Source organism: Streptomyces sp. NPDC006529 (assembly GCF_040611795.1).
GTDB lineage: Bacteria > Actinomycetota > Actinomycetes > Streptomycetales > Streptomycetaceae > Streptomyces.
This window is the reverse complement of record NZ_JBEXPB010000086.1, coordinates 1-12,631: the sequence shown is the minus strand read 5'-3', so window position 1 is coordinate 12,631 and position 12,631 is coordinate 1. Positions and strand designations below refer to the sequence as shown.

The 12,631-nt window shown below is 74.6% G+C and carries 9 protein-coding genes and 1 pseudogene; 4 read left to right on the top strand and 6 right to left on the bottom strand.

All coding sequences use genetic code 11. From position 1 onward, the window contains the following. The 5 genes and pseudogenes from ABZY31_RS30690 to ABZY31_RS30670 all read right to left on the bottom strand — a co-directional run. Positions 1–356: pseudogene (locus ABZY31_RS30690) on the bottom strand (hypothetical protein); the annotation flags it as partial. Then, positions 353–1,960 carry a serine/threonine-protein kinase gene (locus ABZY31_RS30685; RefSeq protein WP_356416881.1) on the bottom strand — a complete coding sequence of 536 codons (1,608 nt, stop codon included), beginning with the start codon at positions 1,958–1,960 and terminating at the stop codon, positions 353–355. The pseudogene ABZY31_RS30690 and the gene ABZY31_RS30685, both read right to left, overlap by 4 nt. A 191-nt stretch (positions 1,961–2,151) precedes the next feature. Continuing rightward, positions 2,152–3,405 carry a Tm-1-like ATP-binding domain-containing protein gene (locus tag ABZY31_RS30680; protein ID WP_356416879.1) on the bottom strand — a complete coding sequence of 418 codons (1,254 nt, stop codon included), beginning with the start codon at positions 3,403–3,405 and terminating at the stop codon, positions 2,152–2,154. Between the two features lie 48 nt (positions 3,406–3,453). Continuing rightward, on the bottom strand, positions 3,454–3,951 hold the full coding sequence (locus tag ABZY31_RS30675; protein WP_356416877.1) for an NUDIX domain-containing protein: 498 nt from the start codon (positions 3,949–3,951) through the stop codon (positions 3,454–3,456). A 54-nt stretch (positions 3,952–4,005) separates the two neighbouring features. Continuing rightward, positions 4,006–5,046, bottom strand: a complete 1,041-nt coding sequence (locus tag ABZY31_RS30670) for a cation diffusion facilitator family transporter (RefSeq protein ID WP_356416875.1) — start codon at positions 5,044–5,046, stop codon at positions 4,006–4,008. 221 nt (positions 5,047–5,267) lie between these two features. Between ABZY31_RS30670 and ABZY31_RS30665 the strand changes: the two genes are divergently transcribed. The 3 genes from ABZY31_RS30665 to ABZY31_RS30655 are packed head-to-tail and all read left to right on the top strand — an operon-like array spanning position 5,268 to position 9,433. Then, a complete protein-coding gene (locus ABZY31_RS30665) occupies positions 5,268–7,661 on the top strand; it encodes an FHA domain-containing protein (RefSeq protein WP_356416873.1) in 2,394 nt (797 codons plus the stop codon). A 12-nt stretch (positions 7,662–7,673) separates the two neighbouring features. Then, entirely contained in the window at positions 7,674–8,381 is a 708-nt protein-coding gene (locus tag ABZY31_RS30660) for a hypothetical protein (RefSeq protein ID WP_356416871.1), read from the top strand. Next, positions 8,378–9,433, top strand: a complete 1,056-nt coding sequence (locus ABZY31_RS30655; protein ID WP_356416869.1) for a serine/threonine-protein kinase — start codon at positions 8,378–8,380, stop codon at positions 9,431–9,433. The genes ABZY31_RS30660 and ABZY31_RS30655 overlap by 4 nt, the downstream gene beginning before the upstream one ends. Positions 9,434–9,478: 45 nt before the next feature. On the opposite strand, the gene ABZY31_RS30650 is transcribed toward ABZY31_RS30655, so the two are convergent. Beyond that, entirely contained in the window at positions 9,479–10,777 is a 1,299-nt protein-coding gene (locus ABZY31_RS30650; RefSeq protein ID WP_356416867.1) for a streptophobe family protein, read from the bottom strand. Positions 10,778–10,923: 146 nt separating this feature from the next. On the opposite strand from ABZY31_RS30650, the gene ABZY31_RS30645 reads away from it, so the two are divergent. After that, on the top strand, positions 10,924–12,612 hold the full coding sequence (locus ABZY31_RS30645; RefSeq protein ID WP_356416866.1) for a DUF6777 domain-containing protein: 1,689 nt from the start codon (positions 10,924–10,926) through the stop codon (positions 12,610–12,612). Positions 12,613–12,631 lie beyond the last annotated feature (19 nt).

Below are 12,631 nucleotides of genomic sequence, written 5' to 3'. Positions count from 1 at the left end.
TTCGTTTCGCGGGGGCGGGGCGCGCCGGCCGCGCCCGCCGGCACGGGGAAGGGCGCGGCCAGGGCGGCCGTCACCCCGGGCCCGAAGCGCAGGACGGAGCCTTCCACCCGGTCGGGCACGGCCTCGGGGTGCTCGAACCGGGCGGTGGCGGCCCCGGGCCCGTCGAGACGCGCGGTGGCGGCCTCGGCCCCGGGTTCGTCGAGACGCGCGGTGGCGGCCTCGGGGCCGTCCTGACGCAGGGTCGCCGCCAGGCCGTCGGACCGCTCCGGCGGCCCGCTGATCCAGTGGCTGCCGAGCACGGTCGCGCTGTAGTCGTCGCCCTCCGGCGCGGGTGCGGGGGTACGCGGTCCGGTCATCGCGGTACCTCCTGCACCGGGCAGCGGGGGATGTACTGGCTGGCGGTCGCCGACCCGTTGTCCGCGGCGGGGGTGGTGGTGACGCGCACGCTCAGGTAGCAGCCGCGGCCCCGGGCGAAGGTGTGCGTCTGCGGGGGCAGCGCCCCGCCCTGGGTCATTGCGGAACCCGAACCGTCCGCCACCCGCAGGTCGCCCGGGGAGTTGCCCAGGAACCACTCCAGCACCACGCCCGCCTCACCGCCCGTCACTTTGAGGGAGACCGTCGCCTGCCCGGCGCCGGTACCGGCGCGCAGGGCGACCGAGAGGGAGCCGACGGACACGGTCGGCTTCGGCGGCACGGTCTTGGACGGCTTGGGCGTGGGGGTCGGCGTGGGGGACGCCGACGCACTCGGGCTGGGGCTCGTACTGGCGCTCGCGCTCGCGCTGGGCGAGGGGGAGGGCGAGGCGGAAGCCGACGCGGACGGCGACGGCGAGGCGGAGCCCGACGGGGAAGGAGAGGCCGTCGGCGCGCCCGGTCCCGGCGGTCCCGCGCTGGTCGTCGCGAACGCGCTCACCGCCGAACTCCCGCCCGGGGAGGCCCCGACCGCCTCGGCCGCGAACACCAGCACCGCGCCCAGCACCAGCGCGGTCCCGGCCGCGATCCAGCCGCGCCGGCCCGGCTGCCAGGACGGGGGCGGCGGCGGAGGCGGCGGCAGCACGGTCGTGGCCAGCGCGGTGGTGCCCCCGGCCGGGGGACCCGACGAGGGGAACAGCAGCGGCAGCAGCGCGGCCAGCGCCGCGAGCTTGCGCTGCCCGCGCTCCTCCCAGTCGGGGCCGTACGCCGCGCGGGCCACGTCCTCCAGCTCCACGACGAAGGCATCCGCGTTCTCCGGACGCTCCTGCGGCTGCTTCGCCATGCCCCGGCGGATCAGCGGACGGACCGGCTCCGGGGCCTCGGACTCGGGCACCGGCGCCTCGATGTGCTGGACGGCGAGCTCTGCGAAGTTCTCCCCGGCGAAGGGCTTGCGCCCGGTCAGGCACTCGAAGAAGGTCGCCGTCGCCGCGTACACGTCGGCGGCGGGCGAGGCCGGCTCGCCCTGCCACTGCTCCGGGGCCATGTAGGCGGGCGTGCCCGCGACGCCCGGTTGCGTGCCGCGTCCCGCCGCGATCCCGAAGTCGACCAGCTTGGACGAACCGTCCTGGGCGACCAGCACGTTCTCCGGCTTGTAGTCACGGTGCACGACTCCGGCGCGGTGCGCCTCGGCCAGGCCCAGCAGCGACCCCTTGAGCACCACCAGGGCCGCTTCCGCGTCGGTGGCGCCCGAGTTCCGCAGGACCGCGCGCAGGGATATCCCGTCCACCAGCTCCATCACGATGGCCGCGCCGCCGGGAGCCTCCACGTACTCGTACAGCCCCACCACGTACGGCGAGTGGAGCCCGCCGAGCAGCCGGGCCTCCGCCCGGAACTCCCGTACGAACGCCGGATCCCGGCGCAACCGGTCGGCGAGGTACTTGACCGCGACCGCCGTGCCCGTCGCGTCGTGCACGGCGAGCACCACGCGCCCGCTGCCTCCCGCGCCGAGTTCCCTGCTCTCCGTGTAACCGGGGACCGTCCATGTGTTCATCGTTCGCCCCCTGCCATGGCGTCGCCGCGTCCTGCGCTGTCGTCCGACGGTCCGGCGGTGCCGGGCCATCTCCTGGGACACGGATTGTGCCGTGGCCGGTTCCCGGCCGTACAGCTGTCTCATCCACTGGTTCTCGGCCACACGTTCCCGGCCGTCGGCCACCCTCGTGACCGGGAGCGGGCGGCCGGGCCTCAGGCCGCCGCTCGGCGCACCCCGATCATGTCGTGCAGCCGGTCGGCCGCCGCGCGCCCGAACGCGGGATCGTTGATGTGGGTGTCGTAGTCGTGGAGCCGGGCCGCGCTGCCCCGCAGCCCCTCGCGCAGCGCCGTGAACAGGGCCCGGTCCGCGCCCGGATCGTGGTACGGACCTCCCGGCGCGCCCAGGGTGGACAGCCCGCGCAGCGGCAGGCACACGGCGGTCGGACCGGTGGCCGAGCGGAGCTTGGCCGCGACCCGGCGGCCCAGCTCGGCGCACTCCGCCGGGGTCGTACGGATGACCGTGATCGACGGGTTGTGCACCCGGACCCGCCGGTAGCGGGCGTGCTCCGGCAGGCTCTCCAGCGGGCCGAACTTCACCATGTCCAGCGCGCCCAGGCTCACCACCTGCGGGATCCCGGCCCGTCCGGCGGCGCTGAGCCGGTCGGGACCGGCGGTCAGGACGCCGCCGCACAGGTCGTCGGCGAGTTCGCTGAGGGTGAGGTCGAGCACGCCGGTGAAGAGGCCCTGCCCGGCGAGCGTCTCCAGGGTGCGGCCGCCCGCGCCGCTGGTGTGGAAGACGAGCACCTCGTAGCCGAGTTCGCTCAGCCGCTCGCGGGCCGCGTCCACGCCGGGCGTGGTCACGCCCGCCATGCTGGCCGCGATCAGCGGCCGGCCGCCGGTCCCGAGGCGGGCCGGGGGCGTGTCGCGGGCGGCGCGCGCGTACCCCTCGGCCATCCCCGTGACGGCCTCGGCGGCGTTCGCGAGGACGGGCGCCGAGACGCTGTTGATGCCCGCGATGTCCACGACGCTGTACATCATCGTGATGTCCGACGATCCGACGTACGGCGCCACGTCACCGGACGCCATCGAGGACACCATCAGTTTCGGCACCCCGAGGGGCAGGGCCCGCATCGCCCGGGTGGCGATCGAGGTGCCCCCGCTGCCGCCTATCGCCAGCACGCCGTCGAGCCGCCCCTCGGCGTACAGGCGCAGGACGGTCGCCTCCGCGCCCCGGGCCATCGTGGTGACGGCCGCGCCCCGGTCGGCGGCGGCCCGCAACTGCGTCAGGTCCGCGCCCGCTGCCCGGGCCACCGCTTCCCGCGGTACGTCGGCGGGCACCCGCGGATCGCCCATGATTCCTGTGTCGACCAGGACCACCTCGACGCCGGCGCGCGTGATCCGCTCGCGCAACCAGCCGTACTCGACACCCTTGGTGTCCAGGGTTCCCACCAGCACGACGCTCGTCATGAGTTGTAATGTCCACGCAGTCGGGTCCGCTGGCAAGACAAGGTCGAGTCAATCGTTCAATAGCACCAACAGTCGGTCCACAAAGGGGACTTGGGACATGACCAGGCTCTTCCTGGCCGTCTCGGGTGCGAACCAGGCGACCCGGTCCAGCTCCGGGAACTCCTCCGTCCGCCCCGTCCCGGGCGGCCACTCCATCGTGAAGGTCCCGGGCCGCATCAGCGCCGGGTCGAGGTCCGCCTCGACCGCCCAGACCGTCACGAGCTTCCCGCCCGTCTGGCGGACCTCGCCGAGCGGAAGGTAGGCGCCCTCCGGCGGCGGCAGCCCGATCTCCTCGGTGAACTCCCGGCGGGCCGCGTCCCGCGGGCTCTCGTCCGCGAGGTACTCGCCTTTGGGGATGGACCAGGACCCGGCGTCGCGCCGCTCCCAGAACGGCCCGCCCATGTGCCCGAGCAGGACCTCGACCCCGGCGCCCCCCGGGGCGCCCGGCTCCTCCTGCCGCGGGTCCCGGCGGAACAGGAGCAGGCCCGCGCTGCGCTTCTGCGTCATGGACCCATGTATGCCCCGCGCGGGCCCGGGTCACCACCCCCGCTCGGGCCCCGGTCAGTGCCCGTGCGGGCCCTCGCGGTGCACCGGGCCGTGGGCGTCCGCGCAGTGGCCGTCCCCGGCCAGGCCGGGCGGCTGCTCGCCCGCGCGGCCGACGGACAGGAGGGCGTCCTGCACGTGGTCCACCTGGAGGGTCGTGTGGGTGATCCCGTACTCCGTGCGCAGCATCTCCTCCAGGTCGCGGCGCACGGCGTGGCAGTCGCCCGCCGGTGCGACCAGGACGTGGGCCGAGAGCGCCGCCTGCCCGGAGGTGATCGTCCAGATGTGCAGGTCGTGCACCTCGGCCACCGGAGCGTGGGCGACCAGCCGGTCGCCCACCGCGTCCGGGTCCACATGGGCGGGAGCGGCCTCCAGGAAGATCCGGCCGGACTCGCGGACCAGCCCGTAGCCCGCCTTGACCATCAGTACCACCACGATCAGCGTCGCGATCGCGTCCGCCTGGACGAAGCCGGTGGTGAGCACGATGAGACCGGCCACGGCGGTCCCGATGAAGGCGAACAGGTCGTTGAGGATGTGCTGGTAGGCGCCCTCGACGGCCAGTGAGGACCGGTTCGCCTTCGAGATGCACCAGGCGCAGACCACATTGACGACGATGCCCGCCAGCGCCGTCACCAGCACCAGACCGCCCTGGACGGCGGGCGGGTCGAGCAGCCGCCGGACCGCCTCGTACGCCAGCCAGAGCGCCAGCAGCAGCAGCGTGAGCCCGTTGGCCTGGGCGGACAGGATCTCCGCCCGCTTGAGCCCGTACGTGAACCCGCCGCGCGCGGGCCGGGCGGCCAGCCGCATGGCTATCAGCGCCAGCACGATCGAGACCGCGTCGGTCAGCATGTGCGCGGCGTCGGAGATCAGGGCGAGCGAACGCGCGACGACACCGATCACGACCTCGACCGCCATGAAGGCGCCGATCAGGCCGAGCGCGATCCCCAGCCAGCGGCGGTCGGCGTTCTCCGCGACCCCGTGCGCGTGCCCGGCGTGGCCGCCGGCCGCGCCCGGGCCGTGCCCGTGCCCGTCGTCGTGTGCGTGGTCGTGCGCACCCATGACTGGTCCCCCGTCTGTTCGGTTCGTTCCGTCCGGTCTGTTCGGATCCGACGCGGTCAGGTCCGTTCGGATCCGACGCGTGAAGTGAAGCGCACCCGCAGGCGAACGGCAAAGGCTGCAACGGGGACCGTTGTCATTCCCCATAAGACCGCCCTGACCTGCGGCGATGCGAACGAGCCGGAGAAGGGGCCCGAACGGCCGCGCCGTGGGAAAATCGCCTCATGGCCCAGCGTCACGGTGTGCCCGCAGCCCCCGAACTGGTCATGGAAACCGACCGGGGCTCCACGGTGATGACCCCGGGCCGGACCTATCACGTGGGCCGCGACCCCGGCTGCGAGATCTGCCTCGACGACGCGCGGGTCTCCTGGCACCACGCCGTGCTGCGCCCCGAGGGCGACCACTGGACGGTCGAGGACGAGGGCAGTACGAACGGCACCTTCGCCGAGGGCCACCGGGTCCGGGCCTGGAGCGTGGGCCCCGGCAGCGAGCTGCGCTTCGGCCACTCCGAAGACGGTCCGCGCGCCGTCTTCGCCGCCCCAGCTGCGCCCGGCCGTCCCGCACCCTCCCCGCGCCCCTCCTCCGTCACGAACCCGGCCTTCACCGGCACCTTCCGGCAGCCCACCTCCGTCCGCGCGCTCCCGGCCCGCGGCCACGGCATGCCGCGCACGGTCCTGACGATTGGCCGCGACCCCGGCAGCGACCTCGTCCTCGACGACCTCGTCGTCTCGCGGCGCCACGCCGAACTGCGCTCGCTCCCGGACGGCGGCTACGAGATCGCCGACGTCGGCAGCCACAACGGCACCTACCTCAACGGCTTCCCCGTGGACCGCGCCGCCCGCCTCGCCGAAGGCGACATCATCGGCGTCGGCCACCGTTCCTTCTGCCTGATCGCCGGCCAGCTCCAGGAGTACGTCGACACGGGCGAGGTCTCCCTCGACGTCCAGGACCTCACCGTCGCCGTCGACCGCGGCCGCAAGGTGCTCCTCGACCACGTCTCCTTCCCGGTCGGCGGCAAGTGCCTGCTCGCCGTCGTCGGACCCAGCGGAGCGGGCAAGTCCACCCTGCTCGGCGCCCTCACCGGCCTGCGCCCCGCCGACCAGGGCACCGTCCTGTACGACGGCCGCGACCTCTACCGGGACTACGCCGAACTGCGCAGCCGCATCGGCCTGGTCCCGCAGGACGACATCCTGCACGCGCAGCTCACCGTCCGCCGCGCCCTCGCCTACGCCGCGGAACTCCGCTTCCCGCAGGACACCGTCAAGGCCGAGCGCGAGGCCCGGGTGGACGAGGTGATCCGCGAACTGGGCCTCGTCCAGCGCGCGGACCAGCCGATCCACAGCCTCTCCGGCGGACAGCGCAAACGCGTCTCCGTCGCCCTGGAACTGCTCACCAAGCCCTCCCTGCTCTTCCTCGACGAGCCCACCTCCGGCCTGGACCCCGGGATGGACCGCTCCGTGATGCACATGCTGCGCGGTCTCGCCGACGACGGGCGCACCGTCGTCGTGGTCACACACAGCGTGCTCAGCCTCGACGTCTGCGACCGGCTGCTCGTGCTGGCCCCCGGCGGCCGGATCGCGTACTACGGGCCGCCCGACAAGACCCTCGCGTTCTTCGGCTACGACCAGTGGCCCGAGGCCTTCGAGGCCTTCGAGAACGACCAGGGCCGCGACTGGGCGGCGGAGTACCGGGCGTCGCCGTACCAGCGCCGCTACGCCACCAGCGCGGCCTCGCCCGTACGGGCCCGCACCGACGGCGCCCCCTCCGCCTCCGCCGCCGGGCTGCGCGTGCCGCCGCCCAAGCCGCAGAGCTGGGGAGCCCAGCTGGGGACCCTGATCCGGCGGTACTCCGCCGCCCTCGGCGCCGACCGCACGTTCCTCGCCATCATGATCGCCCTGCCCTTCGTCATGGGCGCGATGGCCCGCGCCCTGGCGGGCAGCGAACTGACCCCCGAGACCGCCATGAACGCCCTGCTCATCCTGAACGTGGGCGGGGTCCTCACCGGCGCGGCCAACGCCGTGCGCGAACTCGTCAAGGAACGCGTGATCTACCAGCGCGAACGCGCCGTCGGCCTGTCCCGGTCCGCCTACCTGATGTCCAAGGTGGTGGTCCTGGGCGCCGTCACCGTCGCCCAGGCCGTGGTCCTCACCCTGGTCGGGCTCTTCGGGGTGAAACACAACGCGCCGGGCGGCAAGGGCGTCTTCATGCCCCCGCTGATCGAAATCACCCTCGCCGTCGCCCTGTTGTCGTTCACCGCGATGATGCTCGGCCTGCTGGTCTCCGCCCTGGTCAAGAAGGAGGAGGTCACCATGCCGCTGCTGGTCCTCCTCGCCATCGTCCAAGTGGTCTTCTGCGGAGCCCTGTTGCAGCTCAACGGAGTGCCGGTGATCGGTCAGCTCGCCTGGTTCGTGCCCTCGCGCTGGGCGCTCGGCGCCATGGCGGCCACGATCGACCTGCACGCGCTCGTCCCCGGCAAGATCACCGACGACCCGCTCTTCGTCCATTCCGCCGGCACCTGGCTGCTCGACCTCGGCATGCTGGCCGCCCTGTCCGTGCTGTTCGGGGTGCTGGTCCTCACGCTGCTGCGCCGGCACGAGCCCGCGATCATGCGGAAGTAGGGGGAGCGGACGATGACGCCGCCGACGGCAGGCCCGGACGGGCCCGACGACTTCCGGCCCACGCACGTCGTGCCGCAGGAGGGGCTGCCCGCGTGGGAGGCCCCGGACCTCTCCCTGGCCACCACGCCGCTGGACCCGTTCCTCCCCGTACAGCTGCTGTCCCGGCGCGGCGAGTGGGGCGAGATCCTCTGCTCCAACGGCTGGTCCGCCTGGGTGGACGGGCGGCTCCTCGTGGCGGTTCCGCAGCCGCCGCCCACCGCCGGCAGGCCGCTGACCCGGACGGAGGACCCGCGCCCGCTGCTCGCGCGCTCCGGGGACGCCCTGGAGCGCTACCGGCGGGCCGTGGAGGACCTCGCCGCCGGGCGGGCGGACACCGAGGGGTTCCGGCGCGGGACCCGGGGGCTGCGCGTCGGGGTGGTCCTCGACGGCGAGGCCGCCTGGCTCTACGACGACACGGACGGGCGCTGGATGTACTGCGACGGGACGCGGCTCGAAACCTACGCCGTCACGGCCGCCCCGGCCGCCCGCCCCTTGAGGGAACCCGGATCCGGCGCCCGCGGGGCGGAACCCGGCGCGCCGTCGGCCGCGGAGACGGCCGCGCAGGAACCGGGGGCGCCTGGTGGCGGGCCCGCGTCCCACGCGCCGACCAGGCTCGTCGGCCTGCCCGACGGTGAGCGGGACCCCGGCGGGGACCAGGGCCGGCGCCCGGAGGCGCGATGAGCGCCGCGGGCGAACCGGAGGGCGCGGACGGGGCCGGGGACGCGGCGGAGGACGAGCGGGAGCCCCGGGCCGCCGGTGCTTCCGGCGAGGAGCCGGTCCGGGGACGGCCGTCCGACCTCCGGGGCAAACGGATCGCGGGCTACCAGGTCGAGAGCGAACTCGGCCGCGGTGGCATGGCCGTGGTCTACCGCGCCCTCGACCTGCGCCTCGACCGTACGGTCGCGCTCAAACTGCTGGCGCCCGAACTGGCCCGCAACGACACCTTCCGCCGCCGCTTCGCCCACGAGTCCAAGGTCGCCGCCGCCATCGACCATCCGCACATCGTGCCGGTCTTCGAGGCGGGCGAGACCGACGGGCTGCTGTACATCGCCATGCGCTACGTTCCCGGGCAGGACCTGCGGGCCATGCTGGACCGCACTGGCCCCCTCTCGGTGGAGGACGTCGCGCGCATCGCGGGCCAGGTCGCCTCCGCCCTGGACGCCGCCCACGAACACGACCTGGTCCACCGGGACGTGAAACCGGGCAACATCCTGGTCGCCGGGGGCACCGACAGCGAGCACCCCGAGCACGTCTACCTGACGGACTTCGGCCTGACCAAGAAGTCGCTGTCGCTGACCGGGTTCACCAGCGTCGGGCAGTTCGTCGGCACCCTCGACTACGTCGCCCCCGAGCAGATCTCCGGCAAACCCGTCGACGGCCGCTGCGACGTATACAGCCTCGGCTGCGTGGTCCACGAAATGCTGACCGGCGGGCCGCCCTTCCAGCGCGACGACGACATGGCGCTGCTCTGGGCCCACCAGTACGACGCCCCGCCCCCGCCCTCCTCGCTGTGCCCGCAGCTCCCGCCCGCCGTGGACGACGTACTCGCCCGGGCGCTGGCCAAGTCCCCGGAGGACCGCTGGCCGAGCTGCCTGGCCTTCACCTCGGCCCTGCGCCGGGCGGGCACCGGACCCGTTCCCCGGCGCGTCCCCACCCTGCCCCCGTCCCCCTCGGCGCCGGCCCCGCCCCCACCGGGCTGGGCGCTGCCGGTCTTCCGGGGGCGCGCCGTCTGAACGGGGCCGTACCGGGCCGTGGGCCGAAGCGCGGGGCTTCGGCCGTCAGTGGCGTTGAGCGGGCGGAACCGGTTCGGCCCTGCCGGTCCGGTCGGTTCCGTCCTTCCGGTCGCGGCGGCGGACCGGGGCGGCCAGGAGGGCGCCGAGGAACCCGGCCACCGCCCCCGCGAGGAGGGCGAGGGGGACCGTACGCCCCAGCAGGGGGAGCAGGCGGACCTTGCCGCCGAGGCCGTCCACGTCCCCGATGCCGAGCAGGGACAGGCCGAACCGCGCTTCCACCCCGGCCAGCAGGCAGACCACGAGCGTGGCCAGGGCCAGCGCGACGCCCAGGTGCAGGGCGTGCTGCCAGGGGCGCACCCGCGCGGAGGACCGTACGGCCATCAGGAAGCCCGCGCCGAGCAGCAGCGCCACGGCCACCGCCACCAGCCACCAGGCCCTGGCGTCCTGCCGGGCCAGCGAACCGACGTCCACGGTGGACAGGTCGGGGGTGCGCAGCACGTCGTCCAGGACCCGGGGCATCGGCAGCCCGAAGGGGCCCTCGACCCGCCCCTGCCAGGCCCCGCCGAAGCCCAGGGTGAAGGCGAGCCAGGTGAGGTTCGGCACCCCGAGCAGGACGACGGCCAGGGTCTCCCGGGCATGCCCCTGGGTCGCCGCGACGACCAAGCCTGCGACGACGCCGAGCGCGGCGTACGCCAGCAGCAGCGCGACGACCGCGAAGGCGGCCGGCCGCACCGCGTCGTGGAAGCGGACCAGCCGGGCCGGCAGCGGCGCGCGCCGCGACACCAGCAACGACACCAGCACGACGCCCAAGATCCACAGGAGGCCGAGGAACAGGGTGCCGGGGAGGGCGGCTTCGAAGCCCACCGTCGGAGCGGAGTCCAGGAGTTCGCTGATCTCCCCGATCGGTGAATCGCCGGTGGAGATGCCGAAGGTGTGCCGGGCGAAGAGGGCGAAGGCGGTCAGGGCGAGCAGCCAGAGCAGCACCAGGGGGGCCGCCCGGGCCAGGAGCCGGCGGGGTCCCGCGACGGCGTGGTGACGCAGCGGACGCAGGAAGCAGAAGGCGGCGGTGAGCGCTCCGGCCAGGCTGACGGACAGCGGCATGACCGAGAGACCGGCCTGGGCTCCCGCGAGGAACCCGGCACCGCCCGTCACGTCCACCGATCCGCCGGCCGCCAGCACGACCACGGCGGCCACCACGTGCGGGAACGCCCCGCCGGGCAGACCGTCGGCGCCCGCGCAGACCAGGCCCGCCGCCGCGACCACGGTCATCGCGACGAAACCGGCCAGGACGGCGACCAGCGCGTCCAGCCACACCCGCTCGGAGCCCCGAGATGAACGGCTCACACGCAACGGTAGGCACCCTCCGCTTGCGAGCACCACCTGAACGGCGCACACAATGGTCGGCAGGAGTACACGAAATCCGGAGATTTCCGAGCAATGCGGAACATCCACATGGGTACCGGAACTCCTCCGTCTGGGAAGAAGAGCCCGTGACCACGCAACCTTCCGGCCAGTCGCCGTCCGAGCGCCCCACCGGACCGCCGTCGAGGCCCCCCTCCGGGGCGTCGGGTCCGCCCTCCGGCCCGCTCTCCGGCGGGCGGCACGGCCCACCACCCCCGCCGCCGCCCGGTGCGCCCCCCGGCGCAGGTCCGCCGGCCGGGGGATCCGGGCCGCCGCCGCACGTCGCCTGGTGGCGCTCCGTACCGCGGCTCGTCACCGCCCTCATCGCGGTCGCCGCGGCGATCACGCTCGCGGTCGTCCTCACCCGGCCGTCCGGCACGACGGCCAACGCGGGCGAGGTCTTCCTGCAGAACGCCTCGGCATCGGGCCCCGACCCCTTCACGGAGTCGACGGCCGCCGAGCCCGCGGCCGTGGACACACCGGCCACGCCGGAGCAGACGCAGGTGCCGGGCGGCGAGACGCCAACGGCTCCCCCCAGGGGGACGACGGCCCCGACCCGGGGGACCACGGTCACCCGCAGCGTCAGCGGGGCCGCCCCCGGCCTGTACGGGGGCACGAAGGACGTGGCCAGCTGCGACGTGGAGAAGCAGGTGCGGGTGCTGTCGGCCGACCAGTCCAGGAAGAGCGCTTTCGCCGAGGGCGCGGGGATCGAGCCCGGCGCCGTCCCCGACTTCCTGCGCTCGCTCACGCCCGTGCAGCTGCGGATGGACACCCGGGTCACCAACCACGGCTACCGGGACGGCCACGTGACCGCGTACCAGTCGGTCCTCCAGGCCGGGACGGCCGTCCTCGTGGACGGCCGGGGCGTGCCGCGGGTGCGCTGCGCCTGCGGGAACCCGCTGGGCGCGCCGGTGGCGCTGAAGGCCGACCCGAAGCGGTACGGGCAGCCGTGGGCCACGTACCACCCGGCGAACGTGGTGGTCATCGCTCCGGCGGTGACGGTCGTCCACAAGTTCGTGATCTACGACCACCACGAACGGCAGTGGTACGAGCGGGACCGCGGCGACCGGCCGCGGCACGACAAGCCGGTGCCTCCGCCGGTGGTTCCGACGCCGCTGGTGTCCCCGTCGCCCTCGGGCACGGTGACCCGTCCTAACTCGCATTCGCCTTCGACCCCGCATTCGCCTTCGACATCGCATTCGGCTTCGACGTCGCCGTCCAAGCCGGCTTCGCCGTCCAAGTCGCCGTCCGAGTCGCCGTCCAAGTCGGCGTCGGAGTCTCCGGCGCTGCGGCCCTCGGACTCGGACTCGCCGTCGGACTCGCCGTCGAAGTCCCCGAAGTCTTCCTCGGAGCCCCCGTCGAAGTCGCCGTCGGAGCCCGCGTCGGAGCCCGCGTCGAAGTCCTCGCCGAAGTCGGCGTCGGAGTCCCCTTCGGCGTCCCCCTCGCCCTCGCACGCTCCCTCCTCCTCCCCGTCGGAGTCGGCCTCGCCGTCCCATCGGCGCTCCGCTTCGCCGTCCCGGGCCCCCAGCCACTCCGCGTCCCCCGGTCCCAGCGCCTCTCCGTCCGTGAAGCGGTCGGCGGCGCCCACGGCGCTGCCGACCCCGACCAAGCAGGAGCCCCTGCCCGCGGTGACGTCCTCCGCGGCTCAGCTGCCCCCGGTACCGCCCGTGCCGCCGGCGCCCTCCCGGCCGCCCCTGCCCACCGCAACGCTCGCACCGCCCGCGCCGTCCGCACCGGCTGCGCCGCTCCCGACGCCGGGCGGCGGCGAGACCGGGTAGCGCGGTAGCCCGGTAGCCC